Source organism: Streptomyces sp. NPDC058678 (assembly GCF_042714835.1).
Lineage (GTDB): Bacteria > Actinomycetota > Actinomycetes > Streptomycetales > Streptomycetaceae > Streptomyces.
In genome coordinates this window covers 105,993-123,082 of sequence record NZ_JBHXSG010000008.1, presented here as the reverse complement: position 1 = coordinate 123,082, position 17,090 = coordinate 105,993, and the positions used below count along the sequence as shown (strand labels likewise).

Here is a 17,090-nt window from a genome sequence, read left to right as displayed (position 1 = left end):
AGGTCCGCTCTGCGGACGGGAGGAGGTGGCTCGGTGAGTATTTCCGAGCCCTTGGACGACCCCTGGGCCGACAGCGGTCCCAGTGATCGTCTGCCCGCCTCCCGACGTCGCGGCGACGTAGGCCGCAGCCGTGACGAGCAGCACGACCGAGGCGGGGAGAACGGGGCTTGGGAGGGCGGCGGTTCGTCCTTCGAGCGTGTTCCGCCGCAGGATCTCGACGCCGAGCAGTCCGTGCTGGGCGGCATGCTCCTTTCCAAGGACGCCATCGCTGATGTCGTCGAGGTCCTCAAGGGCCACGACTTCTACAAGCCCGCGCACGAGACGATCTACCAGGCGATCCTCGACGTCTACGCCAAGGGGGAGCCGGCCGACCCCATCACGATCGCCGCCGAGCTCACCAAGCGCGGCGAGATCAACAAGGTCGGCGGGGCGTCGTATCTGCACACCCTCGTCCAGACCGTGCCGACGGCGGCGAACGCCGAGTACTACGCGGAGATCGTCCACGAGCGCGCCGTCCTGCGCCGCCTGGTCGAGGCCGGTACCCGCATCACGCAGATGGGATACGCGGCCGACGACGACGTCGACGAGATCGTCAACCGGGCCCAGGCGGAGATCTACGCGGTCACGGAGCAGCGCACCAGCGAGGACTACCTGCCCCTCGGCGACATCATGGAGGGTGCGCTCGACGAGATCGAGGCGATCGGCTCGCGCAGCGGTGAGATGACCGGAGTGCCCACCGGCTTCACGGACTTCGACTCACTCACCAACGGCCTGCACCCGGGGCAGATGATCGTCATCGCTGCTCGTCCCGCCATGGGTAAGTCCACCCTCGCACTGGACTTCGCGAGGGCCGCGTCGATCAAGAACAACCTGCCGAGCGTCATCTTCTCCCTCGAAATGGGCCGCAACGAGATCGCGATGCGCCTGCTGTCCGCCGAGGCCCGCGTTGCCCTGCACCACATGAGATCCGGCACGATGACGGACGAGGACTGGACGCGCCTGGCCCGGCGGATGCCGGACGTCTCGGCCGCGCCGCTCTTCATCGACGACTCCCCGAACCTGTCGATGATGGAGATCCGCGCCAAGTGCCGTCGCCTCAAGCAGCGCAACGACATCAGGCTCGTCGTCATCGACTACCTCCAGCTCATGCAGTCCGGCGGCTCGAAGCGTGCGGAGAACCGCCAGCAGGAGGTCTCGGACATGTCGCGAAACCTGAAGCTGCTGGCCAAGGAGCTGGAGGTCCCGGTCATCGCGCTGTCCCAGCTGAACCGTGGTCCCGAGCAGCGCACGGACAAGAAGCCCATGGTCTCCGACCTGCGTGAGTCCGGTTCCATCGAGCAGGACGCCGACATGGTCATCCTGCTGCATCGCGAGGACGCCTACGAGAAGGAATCCCCGCGCGCGGGCGAGGCCGATCTGATCGTGGCCAAGCACCGTAACGGACCTACGGCGACGATCACGGTCGCCTTCCAGGGCCATTACTCGCGTTTCGTGGACATGGCGCAGACCTGATCCCAGGGGGCGCCCAGCCTGATGTGTCGAGCACGTGGCCGACAACGTCACTGACGCCGATCGGTTCATCCACGGCGGCATGATGAGAACCCTCTGCCTCGGCAATCTTCAGGCTCGACGTCTGAGTGCCCCGCGGGGTGGACTGGGGCCATGACGACATCTCAGGAAGAGTTGCTTCCCGGCACGCGCCGGGCACTGTCGCACCGGATCGCCGTGGCGCAGGCGGAAGGACGTGCGCCTTCGCTGGTTGCGGCGGTCGTACGGGATGGGCGGGCCGTGTGGCACGGCTCGCGGACCTCGGTGGAGGGGCACGGCCCCGACGAGAACGTGCAGTACCGGATCGGGTCGATCACCAAGACCTTCACCGCCGTTCTGGTGCTGCGGCTGCGCGACGAGGGCATGCTCGACCTCAGTGACCCGCTGGAGAAGCACCTGCCGGGGACCGGTGCGGGAGAGGCCACGATCGCCGAACTGCTCGCCCACACGAGTGGGCTGGCGGCCGAGTCCCCCGCGCCGTGGTGGGAGCGCACCCCGGGGTCCCTGCGTCCCGAACTCGCCGACGTACTGGGGGAGCAGCCCTTCCGGCATCCGGCCGGCCGTCGCTTCCACTACTCCAACCCCGGCTACAGCCTCCTGGGCGCGCTCGTCGAGAAGCTGCGCGGGGCTCCGTGGGAGGAGGTGCTGCGCAGCGAGGTGCTCGAGCCTCTTGGCCTCGACCGTACGAGCACGGGGCCCCTGGCTCCTCATGCCGGTGGCTGGGCGGTGCACCCATGGGCCGACGTGATGTTGCCCGAACCCACGGAGGACCTTGGACTGATGGCTCCGGCCGGTCAACTCTGGTCCACCACTGGCGACTTGGCGAAGTTCGCCGTCTTCCTGGCGAAGGGGGACGATCAGGTGCTGAGCGCCGCGACCGTGCTGGAGATGCGGACACCCGCGGCGCCTGCCGAGGCCGCGGATGTCGTGGACGGTGACACCTATGGGCTCGGTCTGCATATCCAGCACCGGGACGGGCGGCTGCTCGTGGGGCATTCCGGTTCGCTGCCGGGCTTCCTCGCGAACCTCACCATCAGCGTGGCGGACGACGTCGCGGCGGTGGTGCTCGCCAACTGCACCTCCGGCCCGCTGCTGTCGGCCGTGGGTGCAGACCTCGTACGCATCGTCGCCGAGTCCGAGCCGCGCTTCCCCGACCCATGGCAGCCCCTGCGTGAAGTCGATGCGGCCGAGCTCGAGTTGGTGGGCCAGTGGTACTGGGGAACGCATGCCTTCGCCCTGCGGCTGACGGCCGACGGGCTCGTTACGCTGGGTCCTCTCTCGGGCAACGGCCGTCGTTCGCGGTTCCGGGCGAACGGTGACGCAACCTGGACGGGCTTGGAGGGCTACTACGCAGGGGAGCTCCTGAAGGCCGTACGACGCCCGGACGGGTCTGTGAGCCATCTAGACCTCGGGTCGTTCGTCTTCACGCGCCAGCCGTACGACGAGGGGGCTTCCCTGCCCGGCGGGGTGGACGCCGAGGGTTGGCGGGGCATCGGCTGACCGTCGCTCGCGGCGAGGCGGCCTGTTTCACGTGAAACAGGCCCCCTCGTGATGTCACGCCCGGATCGGCATGTCGCTCCGGGCGTCACGTCACAACTGGAGCTTGAAGCCCACGTGCGAGGCCGTGAAGCCGAGCCGCTCGTAGAAGCGGTGGGCCTCAGTGCGGGTGTTGTCCGAAGTCAGCTGGACCAACTGGCAGCCTTGACGGCGGGATTCCTCGATGGCCCACTCGATGAGCTGCGTCCCCAGGCCACTGCCGCGCTCGTCGGCGTGGATGCGTACGCCTTCGACGATCGACCTCGTGGAGCCGCGCCGGGACAGCCCGGGAATGATCGTGAGCTGGAGAGTCCCCACGACGCGACCTTCCCGAACGGCGACCATCAGATGCTGGTTGGGGTCGGCCGAGAGGCGTTCCAGCGCCGTCAGGTACGGGGTCGGGTCGTCCGGCGACTCACGTTGGGCACCCAAGGGGTCGTCGGCGAGCATGGCGACGATCGCCGGGATGTCCTCCGCCTTGGCGGGCCGTATCTCAAGATCTCCCATGGCCGAACCCTATGCAGAGACGAGGCGGCCCCAAATAGTCGGCGTTTGCATGTATAGAGCGTATGCAATTAATGTGTTGATGTGTAACGCGCTCCTGCAACCGTCTGGGAAGGTGTCATCCCCATGCCGCTCGCGCTTCTCGCCCTCGCGATCGGGGCCTTCGGAATCGGCACCACGGAGTTCGTGATCATGGGCTTGCTGCCCGAGGTCGCGGGCGACTTCGGGGTCTCCATCCCCACCGCCGGCTTCCTGGTGACCGGCTACGCGCTCGGTGTCATGTTCGGTGCCCCGCTGATGACCGTGCTCGGTACCAAGATTTCCCGCAAGCGGATGCTGATGCTGCTGATGGGCCTGTTCATTGTCGGCAACCTGCTGTCCGCCCTCGCACCCGCCTTCGCCGTCATGCTGATCGGCCGCGTGATCGCCTCACTCGCCCACGGGGCCTTCTTCGGCATCGGCTCGGTCGTCGCGGCCGACCTGGTCGCCCCCGACAAGAAGGCCGGAGCCATCGCGATGATGTTCACCGGACTGACTGTCGCCAACGTGGTCGGTGTCCCGCTCGGCACGCTTGTCGGGCAGTCCGTCGGCTGGCGTGTCACCTTCTGGATCGTCGCCGCTCTGGGCGTGATCGGTCTGTTCGGCATCGCCAAGCTCGTCCCCGACATACCGAGGACGGAGGGTGTGAGCCTGCGCCACGAAGTGGCCGCCTTCAAGAACGCGCAGGTCCTGCTCGCGATGGCGATGACCGTCCTCGGATTCGGCGGTGTCTTCGCGGCCATCACCTACATCGCGCCGATGATGACCAAGGTGGCCGGCTTCGCCGACGGCTCGGTCACCTGGCTCCTGGTCCTCTTCGGCCTCGGCATGGTCGGCGGCAACCTCGTCGGCGGCAAGTACGCCGACCGCGCCCTGATGCCCATGCTCTGCGTCTCCTTGGGCGCCCTGGCCGTCGTGCTCGCCCTCTTCACGCTCACCGCCCACCACAAGACCCTGGCGGCCGTCACGATCGCGCTGATCGGTGCCCTGGGCTTTGCCACCGTCCCGCCGCTGCAGAAGCGCGTCCTCGACCAGGCACACGGAGCCCCGACACTGGCGTCGGCCGTGAACATCGGTGCCTTCAACCTCGGCAACGCGCTGTCCGCCTGGCTCGGCGGTCTCGTCATCTCGGCCGGTCTCGGGTACACCGCCCCCAACTGGGTCGGCGCCGCCCTCGCCGCGGCCGCGCTGCTCCTCGCCTTCCTGTCGGCCGCTCTGGAACGCCGAGGCAGCGCGCCCAGCACGGTGGTCGCGGAGGGCGTGCCGACGGACCAGCGGGCTGCCGTTCCCCACTGAGTCGGACGGCTGCCCCTGACCACCAGCTGTACACGGCGACGCCGGTCCCCGGGCCCACCGGGAGCCGGCGTCGCGGTATCGGAGCTCGGCCCCCGCCCGGCCTCAGCCCGCCGCCACCGTCAGTGGCGCGAACCGTCGGCTCCAATCCCCGGGGAGTTCCGCGATGCCGTACGTCATGACGGCGTTGAAGGCGACGGATGTCAGACCACGATCCTTCGCCCATGCCAGCAGTTCCTCGTGCCGTACGTCGATGTCGGTGCGCAGCGGGCGAGAGGTGTGGGCGGCCAGGGAGGCGATCAGCGCCTTCGCCGTCCGTGTGTCGCGGGCGATCAGCGGACCCACGACGTGCGTGTCCATGTTGGGCCAGGCGGCTGCGTAGCCGATGATCCGGCCGTGCTCCTCGGCGACGCGCAACTGGTCGGCGAAGGCAGGCAGTCGGGCGATGATGTGCGTGCGATCGGCGCCGAACACCTCCTCGTCGAGCCGGAGGATGGCAGTGAGGTCCTCGGCAGTGGCCGCCCGGGTGGCGACCTCGGGAAGCGAGCTGTCCGGTGCGAAGTGTCCGCGCAGCATCTCGGCCCGGCCGGTGGCCTTGAAGCCGAGTTCCTCGTAGAGGGGTCGACCGTTCGGCGTCGCGTGCAGGGTCAGGGGCGTGGTGCCCATCGCCGAGACGACGTGGCGCATCAGCCGGCGTCCGATGCCCCGACGGGCATGCCGTTCAGCGACCAGCACCATGCCGATGGCCCCGAGATCGGGTTGCTCCTGCGGTCCGTATTCGGTGACCACGCAGGCGCTGACGAGTCCGCCGTCGGGGTCGTCGATGCCGTAACCCGTCCCGGCCGTGAGCAGGAAGCCCCACTTGTGCTCCTCGCGCGGCCACCCCCGGTCCTCGGACAAGTCGGCGCAGGCGGTGAGGTCGCGACGCGTCAGACGGCGGATGGCCGGAGCGGTGTTGGAAGGAGTCGGCACGCAGGTCAGGCTGTCGGACCGGCGCCCTCGACGTCCACCCGTTTCCGGGATGAGGAACGAGCTTTTGGCCATGTCATAGCCAACTGCACAGCTCGGGAGCAGGCGCTGGGTGTTTCACGTGAAACATCGGCGAACGGCGACTGTCCCGCGGCCACTTCGCAAGCCGGAAAGGCATCCCGCTAGCCTCAGCGGCATGGCCAGACTTCATCTGTTCGACCTCGACGGCACGTTGTTGCACGGAAGCACCGCGCCCGTGGAGATCTCCCGGCAGCTCGGACTGGAAGCCGAGGCGGTGGCGCTCGACCAGGCGATCGGGGCGGGGCTGATAGGCCCGCCCGAATACGCAGCGGAGGTGTACACGCTCTGGGCGGAACTCACCGAGGCTCATGTGGCGGCGGCCTTCGAAAGCGCCCCCTGGCTGGCGCGTATCCGCGAGGTCTGGGCGGAGATCAGAAAGGGCGGCGACTACTGCGCTGTCGTCTCACTCTCGCCGTCCTTCTTCGTGGAGCGGCTCATCGGCTGGGGCGCACACGCGGCGTACGGGTCGCGCTTTCCCGCGTTGCCTTTCACTGAGCCCGTGGATCCGGCCGGGGTGCTCAGCGCTGCTGCCAAGGTCCGGATCGCCGACCGGCTGTGCGAGGAGTTCGGCGTGACGCGGGCCGACTGCATCGCCTACGGGGACTCGCTGTCGGACAGGGACCTGTTCGGCGTGGTGCCGATCTCCGTCGCGGTCAACGCGGACCGTCATCTGGCCGGTATCTCGACTCACTCCTACATGGGCCAGGACCTGTGGGAAGCCTATGAATTGGTGCGGCAGGCCCGGTAATTGCAGGAATTGATGGGTCGGGCCTCGTCGCATTCGTGGAGGAGGAGGGGGGACTTGTGTGGGCAGCAGCGGCCGGTATGGTCGACTCCGGTTCCTGTCCGGGTGAGGAACCCCTCCTGCAGGCCCGAGTGGGCCGAGAGCAGGGCAATGCAGCCTAACGAGACGGAGAGATCAAAACCAGCATTTCCGGTTATACGGCCTAGGCGGCCGCACCAGGTGGGACGCTGCGGTGAAGTACTGCGGCCAATGTCACACTCTCGCCTTACTTGTCCGTACGTAGCCGGAACACGGGTTGAATGTGGCCGCATCGGCTGCGGCGCCGGACAAGAGAGCAAGCCGTCTGCGGGGGAAAGCAGGCATCTTCCGACCAGGGAAGTGCGCAGACCGACCGAAAGATGTTCGAGGCGAGGCACACCATGGACGCTCCGACCACCACGTCGGCCGACAACGGCACCTCCGGCGGCGGGAGCGGCTGGTTCACGCCGCACAAGCAGCCGGAGCCCCCTCCTGGCGGCGAACAAGAGAGCCCCGAGGGCAGCCGCCTGGCAGCGATGCGCCCGGTGGGCAGGACCGCGACAGGCACCGGCACCGCCCCACCGACGCCGGACCCCGCACCGCCCGCCACGACAGCCGGCGGCGCATCGCCCACGGTGGCCACGGGCGACACACCGCCCGCAGCGATGACAGCCGGCGCACCCCCTACAGCGGAAGCAACCGACGCCCCGTTCGCCGCCGCGGACGACACGTCGTCCGGCACAGCCACCGGTACACCGGCCGCCACCGCATCCGGGAGGCCGAGCGCGCCACAGGCCCCCGAGATGTCGCCCTCGACATCGGCTCTCACGCCGGCCGGCGCCCCAGCTTCGCCCTCCCGAGCACCGCTTGCCCATTCCTCCCTTCTCACCGAGGCCGCGCCGGCCCAAGCCCCGCCCGCCGAACAGCGCGTACCCGCCCAGCGCTCCACCCCGCAGCAGGACGCCTCCCCGGACGCCGTTCTCATCCGTCGGACCATGGCCGAGGTCGGCCCCGTGGCCGACAAGGTCACCTCGTACTTCTACGCCCTGCTCTTCGTACGCCACCCCGATCTGCGGTCACTGTTCCCGGCCGCGATGGACACGCAGCGGGACCGCCTGCTCAAGGCGCTGCTCACCGCGGCCGAGCACATCGACAACACCGAGGTCCTCGTCGAGTACCTGCAGAACCTCGGCCGCGGCCACCGCAAGTACGGCACGCGGGCCGAGCACTACCCGGCCGTCGGCGAGTGCCTCATCGGCGCCCTGAGCAAGTACGCCTCCGGGATCTGGAACCCGGAACTGGAGGCTGCCTGGGTCCGGGCGTACACGACGATCTCGCAGGTCATGATCGACGCGGCGGCGGCGGACGAACTGCGCGCACCGGCCTGGTGGTACGCGGAGGTCGTGACGCACGATCTCAGAACGCCGGACGTCGCGGTGGTCACGGTCCGCCCGGATCAGCCCTATCCCTTCCTCGCCGGTCAGTACACGAGCGTGGAAACGCCCTGGTGGCCGCGGATCTGGCGGCACTACTCCTTCGCTTCCGCGCCCCGCTCGGACGGTCTGCTGTCGTTCCACGTGAAGGCCGTCCCCGCGGGCTGGGTCTCCAACGCCCTGGTGCACCGCGCCCGGCCGGGCGACATCATCCGGCTCGGCCCGCCCGCCGGCTCGATGACCGTCGACCACACCACCGACAGCGGACTGCTCTGCCTGGGCGGTGGGACCGGCATAGCGCCCATCAAGGCACTCGTCGAGGACGTCGCCGAGCACGGCGAACGGCGCCCGGTCGAGGTGTTCTACGGCGCCCGCACCGACCATGACCTCTACGACATCGACACGATGCTCCGGCTCCAGCAGAGCCACCCCTGGCTCTCGGTCCGCGCGGTCATCGATCAGCAGGCGCACCTCCAGCTCCCGGACGCCATACGCGAGTACGGCCCGTGGAACGAGTACGACGCCTATCTCTCCGGCCCGCCCGGAATGATCCGCAGCGGCGTGGACGCGCTCAGGGACATCGGCATCCCGTCGGCACGCATACGCCACGACTCGGTGGAGGAGCTCGTCGCCGCGCCTCAGTGACCCTACGTCGACGTCAGCCGAGGTCCGGGGCGTGCATGGCGCGTACGCCCTCGATGTTTCCGTCGAGGTAGTGCCGCAGCGACAGCGGTACGAGGTGTACGGAGGCGATACCGACGCGGGTGAACGGCACCCGCACGATCTCGTACTCGCCGATGGGCTCGTCCACCTCGGGGCCGTGCCGCAGGGCCGGGTCCATGGACTCCAGACGGCAGACGAAGAAGTGCTGCACCTTCACGCCGGTCGCGCCGCCGTCGTCGCCGATGTGTTCGACGGTGTCGACGAAGCAGGGCACCACATCGGTGATCTTGGCGCCGAGCTCCTCGTACACCTCGCGGTGCAGGGCGTCGACGACGGTCGTGTCGTCCGGCTCGACCCCGCCACCGGGAGTGAGCCAGTAGGGATCCATGCCAGGCTTGGTGCGCTTGATCAGGATCAGGTCGTCACCGTCCAGCAGAACGGCACGGGCGGTGCGCTTGACCACGGGTCGGACGGTCATGGGAGAAATGTGGCCCCGCTGGTTCCACGTGAAACATCATGAAGGCCACCGAATGGGCTCACCGTGTGACCAGCTGAAATGCGAGCCTCAGCACCAGTCGCCGGCCGCCCGCAGCAGCCACTCATGGGCCCGCGCGATGTGCGGCATCGCCAGAGTGCCGGTGCGGACCACCAGGAAGTACGTCCGCAGGGGCGGAACCGCCGGATCGTGCAGCGCGACGACCTCCCCGCGGTCCAAGGCGGACGCGCACAGATAGCGGGGCAGCACCGCGAGCCCAGCCCCTGCCACCGTGCAGGCGAGGACCGCGCGCAGGTCGGGGACGATCACGGTGCCGGGGGCGGGCGGGAGGGAGTCGAACACCGAAGCCCAGTAGCGGGACACGAAGGGCAGTGACTCGTGCACCTCGATCACCGGGACGGTCTCCAGCGCGGGTGCCGACTTGGCCACGGAGGCACAATCAGCCGCTCGCCTTCCCTTGGATCCGGAGATGTTCTCCGCCGCTCGCCTCCCCTTGGCCGAGGTGACGTTCTCCAGGACCCGTGCCCCCTTGCGGCGTGGTTTCCCGGAGCCCAGCTGCTCGGCCCAGCGCGGGGCGGCGACCAGGACGTGCTCCTCGTCGCAGAGCGCAGTCGCCGTGAGCAGAGCGCCGCGTGGACGGGCCGGGCAGATGGCCAGATCATGATGCCCGGCGGCCAGCCCTTCCAGAACCTCCTCGGCGTTCCCGAAGGAGGCGCGCAGGGCGAAGCCCTGACCGTCATCGCCGGTCAGCCGGGTGAGTGCGGGCAGCGCCCGCTCGGCGGTGAACTCGGGTGGGCCCGCGAGGTGCAGTGTCCGCAAGGACGACTCGTCGTCGAGCCCGGTCTCGGCGATCTCCACCAGTGCGTCGAGATGCGGGGCGGCCTTGTGGGCGAGTTCGTCACCGATGGTCGTAGGCGTCACGCCCCGGGCCTGCCGGAGGAACAGGGGACGCCCCAGCTGGCGCTCCAGGGTGCGGATCTGCGAGGTGACGGCCGGCTGCGACAGGCCGAGCAGCGCGGCCGCGCGGGTGAAGGAACCGGCCCGGTGCACCGTCACAAAGGTGCGCAGCAAGGCCAGATCCATGGTGTCGCCCTCCTCTTCCCTGCCCTTCTCCCGGCCCGAGGCAGGGCCCAACTATAAATATGTCGATAGGTCTCTGTCGCTACCGTGATTGGACACTGACACAGAGTCAACTAGCCTTGTTCGCGCGGTTCTTCGCGCGCAGAACCGGGACGGTCCGAGCCACGAGGGGGGAGGCTCGGACCGTCCGTTGCACGGAGCCGTACGCCGCCCGGAGCGGGCGCGAAGGGGTCACCGGGACGATTCGTCCAGCGCGCGCAGCACATCCGCCACCAGGTCCTCGGGGTCCTCGGCACCCACCGAGAACCGAACGAAGCCGTCCGGCACGGCGTCTCCGCCCCAGCGCCCGCGGCGTTCGGCCGTCGAGCGCACCCCGCCGAAGCTGGTCGCGTCGTCGACGAGCCGCAGCGCGTCGAGAAAGCGGTCGGCACGCGCGCGCGTGGGCAGCGTGAAGGAGACCACGCATCCGAAGCGCCGCATCTGCTGCGAGGCGACCTTGTGAGAGGGGTCGTCGGGCAGCCCGGGATAGCGCAGCCCGGCCACCTCGGGGCGCTCCCGCAGCGCCTCCGCGAGAACCAGGGCCGTCGCGTTCTGCCGGTCGACCCGCAGCTGGAGCGTGGCGATCGAACGATGGGCGAGCCAGGCCTCCATGGGCCCCGCGATCGCCCCGACGATCTTCCGCCAGCGCCGTACGGCGGCCATGGCCTCGGCGTCGCGGCCGGCGACGTATCCCAGCAGGATGTCCCCGTGCCCGGTGAGCTGCTTGGTGCCGCTGGCCACGGCGAAGTCGGCTCCGAGCTCCAGCGGGCGCTGACCGAGCGGTGTCGCGAGCGTGTTGTCGACCGCGACAAGGGCGCCACGCGCGTGTGCCGCCTCGGCGAGCCGCCGTACGTCGCACACGTCCAGCCCGGGGTTCGACGGCGTCTCGATCCACAGCAGCTTCGCCCCGTCGAGGACGTCGAGCTGGGCGTCGCCGCCGGTGGGCGCCGTGCGCACCTCGATGCCGTACGCCTCCAGTTGCGCGCGCACGAGGGGCAGCGCCTGGTAGCCGTCGCTGGGCAGGACGACCGCGTCCCCGGCCCGCAGCTGCGAGAACAGGACCGAGGAGATGGCGGCCATGCCCGAGGCGAACACGAGTGTCTCGACGCCGTCCTGCCCGGGTGCCTCAAGCCCGCCGATGGCGCGCTCCAGCAGGGTCCAGGTCGGGTTGTCGTCACGGCCGTAGCCGTACGGACCCGTCACCTCGCCCGGAAGATGGAAGTGGGCGGCGAACACCGGACCGGGCAGGGTCGGCTCGTGCTTGACCGGCTCGGGCAGCCCTGCCCGCACCGCGCGCGTGCCGTCACCGCTGTCCACCGGCAGTCCCTGCCCGCTCGTAGCGCTCATGCCGCCCGTCCCTCCACGTCCTCGCGTACGGCGGCGAGCAGACCCTCGCTCGCCGCCTCCACCATCTCAAGGCACTCCTCGAAGCCGTCCATGCCCCCGTAGTACGGATCCGGTACGTCGAGGTCACCGCCCGCGGCGGGGTCGTAGGAGCGCAGCAGCCGGACCTTCTCCGCGTCCTGCGAGGTGGGTGCGAGGCGGCGCAGGGCCTTGAGGTGACCGGCGTCGAGGGCGATGACGAGGTCGAGGCGGGCGAACCACGACGGCTGGAACTGGCGTGCCGTGTGAGCACCGTCGTAGCCGCTGGTCTCGAGGACGCTGACGGTGCGCGGGTCGGCACCGTCTCCCTCGTGCCAGCCGCCCGTGCCGGCGCTGTCGACCTCCACCACGCCGTCGAGGCCGGCCTCCCGTATGCGGGCGCGGAAGACGGATTCGGCCATCGGAGAACGACAGATGTTGCCGGTGCAGACGAAGCAGACCCGGTACGTCATGGCGTGCTCAGTCCTCGTCGGGCAGGACGACGTGGAGCGCCCAGGACACGATCGAGATGATCAGGCCGCCCAGGACGGCCGTCCAGAAGCCCTCGACGTGGAAGCTCAGGTCGAGCTTGTCGGCCAGCCAGGAGGTCAGCAGCAGCATCAGGGCGTTGACCACCAGGGTGATCAGGCCGAGGGTCAGGATGAACAGCGGGAAGGTGAGAACCTTCACGATGGGCTTGACCAGGAAGTTCACCAGCCCGAAGACCAGGGCGACGAGTATGAGCGTCCAGACCTTCTTGCCGGTGCTGTCGCCGGTCAGGGTGATCTTGTCGAGCAGCCATACGGCGACCGCCAGGGCGCCCGCGTTGGCGATCGTCTTGACTACGAAATTCTTCATGTGTCTGATCGTGACAGACGAGATCGGTTACGAGTACGGGCGAGGGCGGACAAAGTCGATGAAGGCATTCCGGTTGGATGAACTGGAGGCGGAGCGTGCCGCCAATGACGGCGCCTACCTGCAGTTCCTGCGGGAGCGGAACATGTCGGTCGGCCTGTACGCCCTCGACGCGGGCGCGCACGACCCGCAGCAGCCGCACAACCAGGACGAGGTCTACTTCGTCGTGAGCGGTCGCGCCGCGATCACCGTGGGAATGGAGACCACCCAGGTGGCGCGCGGCAGTGTCGTGTACGTACCGGCCGGTGTGGCGCACAAGTTCCACCACATCAGCGAGGACCTGAGGGTGATGGTGGTCTTCTCTCCGCCCGAGAGCTGAGCTCGGCCTCGGGGTTCCCTAGGGGATCAGTCAGGGGAGGACAAGGGATGCGAGGCCCCCGCCCGGGTCCCTCCCGGCCCTAGCATCGAGTGCAGGACATCAGAAGATCCGGCAGCGGAAGTGCCGGGCACAGAGAGGTTGGGGCGATGCGAGAGATCTTCACGGGACTGCCGTGGTGGGTGAAGTGGGTCGCGGTGCCGGTCATCGCCCTGGTCGTGTTCGGCGGACTGATCGCGAGCGTCGTGGGGTTCGTCATCGGCCTGCTCTTCAAGGTGCTGGTCTTCGTGGCCCTGGTCGGAGGACTGGTCTACGTCGTACGGAAGTTCACGACGAGCTCCTCCTCCCGCGGCGACTGGTGAGTCGTCAACTCGGGGCGACCGGCGATCGGTAACAGGAATCACCGGTTCCCTCGGGGGAGGGAAGTTTCCCGGGGAGGCGGTCTGCGAGCGGTGACGGACGGTTAGAGTCCGGAACTCGACGCGGGGACGACCCCGCGAGCGGCAAACACCCCCACCCGTGTTCTCCGCACGGGCTGCCCCCTCGCGCTTCGGGAGTGCCCCTTGGCCACGGTTGACACCCCACCTGTCCAACCCCACGTACCTACCGCACCTGCCCAGCCCCAGTCGTCCGCCGCAGCGGCCCCACCCCATGCGTCCGCCGCGGCCGGCCGGGCCGCGCTCCCGCCTCCGGGAGCCCGCATCCGACCACCCGAGCAGCCCGCCGCATCGCCGCCCCGGCGGCGCCCGACGACACCTCCGACGCAGCGGCAGGCGACCCCCTCATCCGCGTCGCCCCAGTCCGCGACCCTCATCGGATCCGTGCAGCGCGCGATGCGCCTGCTGGAGGCCGTCGCCGAGCACGAACACGGAGCCCCTGCCAAACAACTCGCCCGCGAGACGGGCCTGGCGCTCCCCACGGCCTACCACCTGTTGCGCACCCTCGTGCACGAGGGCTATCTGCGCCGCGACAAGGGGATGTTCTTCCTCGGCGAGGCGGCCGAACGGCTGGGCAGCAGCGGTGCCCAGCAGAAACGTCGCACCACGGTCGTGGAGACGCTCGCACACTGGCGCGACGCGATCGGCGCACCCGTGTACTACGCGATGTACCGCGACGGCGAGATCGAGGTGATGTGCGTCTCCGACACCCCCGGCAACCCGGCGGTCGAGGAGTGGGCCGACTTCCGCGAAACCGGGCACGCGCACGCCATCGGCCAATGTCTGCTGGCCCAGTTGGACGACGAGGCCCGCCGCGACCACCTCGACCGCTATCCCGTGCAGTCCATCACCCCGTACACGGTGCGCGACACCCACTCCATGCTGCGGCGACTCGAACGCATGCGGCGGGCGGATCCAGTCACAGAGCGGCAGGAATACGCACTGGGGACGGTGTGCGCCGCCATTCCGATCACGGTGGGTAACTTGGCTGCGACGATGGCCATTTCGCTACCCGCCCACCAGGCCGACCGGCTGCAGTCCGCGACGCATGAGTTGCAGAGCGCGCTGGGGCTGCTGCTGGGGTCACTCGCGATCTCTATCAGTATCTGAAAACTCACTCCTTGTGATCTCTCGTGTACTTTCAGCAAGATTCCCTCAGTGTTAGAAGGATGGTTCCCAGCCAGCCGACGGCGAGTGACGGGATAGGCGATGCGCGAGTCCGTGCAAGCAGAGGTCATGATGAGCTTTCTCGTCTCCGAGGAGCTCTCCTTCCGGATTCCGGTGGAGCTGCGCTACGAGACCTGCGACCCCTACGCCGTCCGCCTGACCTTCCATTTGCCGGGAGACGCCCCGGTGACCTGGGCCTTCGGTCGTGAGCTGCTGATCGACGGGGTGGGGCGGCCGTGCGGGGACGGGGACGTACGGGTCTCGCCGGCCGATCCCGACTCGTTGGGCGACGTGCTGATCCGACTTCAGGTCGGCAGCGACCAGGCGCTGTTCCGCTCGTCCACGGCTCCGCTCATCGCCTTCCTCGACCGCACCGACAAGCTGGTGCCGCTGGGCCAGGAAGGGGCGCACGCCGACTTCGATGCTCACCTCGACGAGGCTCTGGACCGCATCCTGGCGGAGGAGCAGAGCGCGGGCTGAAGCGCTTCGTCAGCGAGATGGCGGAACGCTTCGCCTCGGGCGGAGGGTTGCGCAGTAACGCTTCTGCGCGAGGCGTGAACCTCGTGAGGCCGGCGTGAGCCGAGGCGCGTGAGCCGAGTTGCGCGTGAGCCGAGGCGTGAGTGGGGTGGCAGCCGGGCGATGCTGAGGCCGGCGTGTGCCGCGCCCGGCTCGGTTTGGTCGACCAAGTCGGGCAGGCCCGGGCAGGCGAGGCAAGGCGACGTCGGACGCGGTCGGCAGGGCAGCCAGGTCTCACGCCTCAGCGCCTGCGCCGCCGCCCCTTCCCGCCACGCGCCGGAGCCGGACGGGCGCCGGTCGTTGCCGCTTCCATTGCCGGCGCTCCCGGCGTCCCCGTCGTCGCGGGGCTCCCCGCCCCCGCCCGGTCGGCCGAGACCACCAGGGCTGCGAGGGCCGTGGTGACCGGTACCGAGGCGACCAGGCCGATCGAGCCGACCAGCGTGCGCACGATCTCCTCCGCGACCAGTTCGCTGTTGGCGACCGTCCCCACACTGCTCTGGGCGATCGAGAAGAGCAGCAGCAGCGGCAGCGCGGCACCCGCGTACGCGAGGACGAGCGTGTTGACGACCGACGCGATGTGGTCACGTCCGATCCGGATGCCCGCGCGGTACAGCCCGCGCCAGCCCATGGTCGGGTTGGCCTCGTGCAGCTCCCAGACCGCCGACGTCTGGGTGACCGTCACGTCGTCGAGGACACCGAGCGAGCCGATGATGACGCCGGCGAGCAGCAGACCGCTCATGTCGATCGTCGGATACAGGCCATGGATCAGACCGGTGTTGTCGTCCGTGTTGCCGGTGAGCGCCGCCCATCCGATGAACTGCGAGCCCAGGACGCCGATCAGCAGCAGCGAGATCAGTGTGCCGAGCACCGCCACTGACGTACGGGCCGACAGGCCGTGGCACATATACAGGGCGATCAGCATGATGGCGCTCGAGCCGACCACGGCCACGACCAGCGGATTCGACCCCTGCAGGATCGCGGGCAGGACGAAGAAGTTCAGCAGCATGAAGCTGATGGCCAACGCGACCAGCGCCATCAGCCCTCGCAGCCGTCCCACGATCACCACGGCGATCGCGAAGATGCCGGCGAGCAGCGCCATCGGGAGGCGACGGTTGACGTCGGTGACCGAGTACTGCAGGTCCTTCGGAGCGGAGGGCTCGTAGGCGACCACGACCTTCTCGCCCTGGTGCAACTGCCGTGACTGGTCCGGCTGGACGATCTCGGTGAAGGTACGGCCCTTGTCATCGCCGGTGTCGACCCGGATTGTCGCCTTCTTGCAGGTGCCGTTCGCCTGCTGTTGCGCGGACGAGCCCTCGGCGGTGGAGGTGTCGCCGGTCGGGGCCTCCCCGGAGGCGTTCACCGACGAGCAGCTCACGCTCTCGACCTTGGTGACCGTGGCCTGCTGGGTCTGCCGGTCGAAGCCGACCCCCGTGCGCGCATGCCCTGGGGCGCCCCCCGGCCACAGCACCACGAGCCCGACCAGGACGGCCGCGGCGAACGGGATCAGGATCGCCGCGATGACCTTGCGCAGATGCTTGGAGACGGGGGCCGCAGGGCCGTGACTGTGGGAGTGACCATGCCCGCCGCCGGAACCGTTGTCGCCGTACCCGTCGTCACCGCCCGAGCCATGACCGTGCCCCTGCCCGCCATCGTGCCCGCCACCGTGCCCCTGACCGCCACCGTGCCCGTGACCGCCACCGGCCCCGTGGGCTCGACCGGCTCGCGCGTCGCCCCCGGCGCCGAAGAAGTCATGGCCGCCTCCACGGGCGCCTCCATGACCGCCACCAAGGCTGTCGCCGCGCCCGTCTCCACGTCCGTCGTCGTCTCCGTCGCCGTTCCCGCCACCTGGCCTGCGGGGCGGCTCGGATGGCGGAAACGGGAACTGCTGTGTCGTGGTCACCGACCGATCATCGCAAGAACGCCAGGGGCCCTC

Annotated in this window: 17 protein-coding genes; 9 read left to right on the top strand and 8 right to left on the bottom strand. The window is 69.2% G+C overall.

What is annotated here, in order from left to right; all coding sequences use genetic code 11:
* Positions 1-33 precede the first annotated feature (33 nt).
* Positions 34-1,512, top strand: a complete 1,479-nt coding sequence (dnaB, locus tag ACFWWR_RS10825) for a replicative DNA helicase (RefSeq protein WP_383862344.1) — start codon at positions 34-36, stop codon at positions 1,510-1,512.
* A gap of 150 nt (positions 1,513-1,662) precedes the next feature.
* A complete protein-coding gene (locus tag ACFWWR_RS10820) occupies positions 1,663-3,048 on the top strand; it encodes a serine hydrolase domain-containing protein (RefSeq protein ID WP_384302867.1) in 1,386 nt (461 codons plus the stop codon).
* A 90-nt stretch (positions 3,049-3,138) separates the two neighbouring features.
* On the opposite strand, the gene ACFWWR_RS10815 is transcribed toward ACFWWR_RS10820, so the two are convergent.
* On the bottom strand, positions 3,139-3,591 hold the full coding sequence (locus tag ACFWWR_RS10815) for a GNAT family N-acetyltransferase (RefSeq protein WP_383862350.1): 453 nt from the start codon (positions 3,589-3,591) through the stop codon (positions 3,139-3,141).
* Positions 3,592-3,714: 123 nt separating this feature from the next.
* Between ACFWWR_RS10815 and ACFWWR_RS10810 the strand changes: the two genes are divergently transcribed.
* Positions 3,715-4,923 (top strand): MFS transporter, encoded by a 1,209-nt coding sequence (locus ACFWWR_RS10810; RefSeq protein WP_383862353.1) that lies wholly within the window; start codon positions 3,715-3,717, stop codon positions 4,921-4,923.
* Between the two features lie 102 nt (positions 4,924-5,025).
* Here the strand turns inward: ACFWWR_RS10810 and ACFWWR_RS10805 are convergent, their stop codons facing one another.
* A complete protein-coding gene (locus ACFWWR_RS10805; protein WP_383862356.1) occupies positions 5,026-5,892 on the bottom strand; it encodes a GNAT family N-acetyltransferase in 867 nt (288 codons plus the stop codon).
* A 193-nt stretch (positions 5,893-6,085) separates the two neighbouring features.
* Between ACFWWR_RS10805 and ACFWWR_RS10800 the strand changes: the two genes are divergently transcribed.
* Together ACFWWR_RS10800 and ACFWWR_RS10795 are read left to right on the top strand one after the other, a co-directional pair.
* Positions 6,086-6,718: an HAD family hydrolase gene (locus tag ACFWWR_RS10800; RefSeq protein ID WP_383862359.1), complete on the top strand. Its 633-nt coding sequence runs from the start codon at positions 6,086-6,088 to the stop codon at positions 6,716-6,718.
* A gap of 416 nt (positions 6,719-7,134) precedes the next feature.
* On the top strand, positions 7,135-8,811 hold the full coding sequence (locus ACFWWR_RS10795) for a globin domain-containing protein (protein ID WP_384302865.1): 1,677 nt from the start codon (positions 7,135-7,137) through the stop codon (positions 8,809-8,811).
* Positions 8,812-8,824: 13 nt separating this feature from the next.
* Here the strand turns inward: ACFWWR_RS10795 and ACFWWR_RS10790 are convergent, their stop codons facing one another.
* From ACFWWR_RS10790 to ACFWWR_RS10770, 5 genes are all read right to left on the bottom strand, one after another.
* Positions 8,825-9,307, bottom strand: a complete 483-nt coding sequence (locus ACFWWR_RS10790) for an NUDIX domain-containing protein (protein ID WP_383862365.1) — start codon at positions 9,305-9,307, stop codon at positions 8,825-8,827.
* Positions 9,308-9,394: 87 nt separating this feature from the next.
* A complete protein-coding gene (locus ACFWWR_RS10785) occupies positions 9,395-10,408 on the bottom strand; it encodes a LysR family transcriptional regulator (RefSeq protein WP_383862368.1) in 1,014 nt (337 codons plus the stop codon).
* Positions 10,409-10,636: 228 nt separating this feature from the next.
* Positions 10,637-11,791, bottom strand: coding sequence for a cystathionine gamma-lyase (locus ACFWWR_RS10780; protein WP_383862371.1), 1,155 nt, complete (start codon positions 11,789-11,791; stop codon positions 10,637-10,639).
* Positions 11,788-12,279 carry a low molecular weight protein-tyrosine-phosphatase gene (locus tag ACFWWR_RS10775; RefSeq protein ID WP_383862374.1) on the bottom strand — a complete coding sequence of 164 codons (492 nt, stop codon included), beginning with the start codon at positions 12,277-12,279 and terminating at the stop codon, positions 11,788-11,790. Before ACFWWR_RS10775 ends, ACFWWR_RS10780 begins: the two co-directional genes overlap by 4 nt.
* Before the next feature lie 7 nt (positions 12,280-12,286).
* Positions 12,287-12,664, bottom strand: coding sequence for a phage holin family protein (locus ACFWWR_RS10770; protein ID WP_030665982.1), 378 nt, complete (start codon positions 12,662-12,664; stop codon positions 12,287-12,289).
* A gap of 58 nt (positions 12,665-12,722) precedes the next feature.
* On the opposite strand from ACFWWR_RS10770, the gene ACFWWR_RS10765 reads away from it, so the two are divergent.
* From ACFWWR_RS10765 to ACFWWR_RS10750, 4 genes are all read left to right on the top strand, one after another.
* Entirely contained in the window at positions 12,723-13,040 is a 318-nt protein-coding gene (locus ACFWWR_RS10765) for a cupin domain-containing protein (RefSeq protein WP_383862510.1), read from the top strand.
* A gap of 146 nt (positions 13,041-13,186) precedes the next feature.
* A complete protein-coding gene (locus tag ACFWWR_RS10760) occupies positions 13,187-13,399 on the top strand; it encodes a DUF5326 family protein (RefSeq protein WP_383862377.1) in 213 nt (70 codons plus the stop codon).
* A gap of 450 nt (positions 13,400-13,849) precedes the next feature.
* Entirely contained in the window at positions 13,850-14,584 is a 735-nt protein-coding gene (locus ACFWWR_RS10755; protein ID WP_383862513.1) for an IclR family transcriptional regulator, read from the top strand.
* A gap of 99 nt (positions 14,585-14,683) precedes the next feature.
* Positions 14,684-15,121 carry an SsgA family sporulation/cell division regulator gene (locus ACFWWR_RS10750; protein ID WP_383862380.1) on the top strand — a complete coding sequence of 146 codons (438 nt, stop codon included), beginning with the start codon at positions 14,684-14,686 and terminating at the stop codon, positions 15,119-15,121.
* A gap of 277 nt (positions 15,122-15,398) precedes the next feature.
* Here the strand turns inward: ACFWWR_RS10750 and ACFWWR_RS10745 are convergent, their stop codons facing one another.
* A complete protein-coding gene (locus tag ACFWWR_RS10745) occupies positions 15,399-17,057 on the bottom strand; it encodes a YibE/F family protein (protein ID WP_384302863.1) in 1,659 nt (552 codons plus the stop codon).
* Between the last annotated feature and the right edge of the window lie 33 nt (positions 17,058-17,090).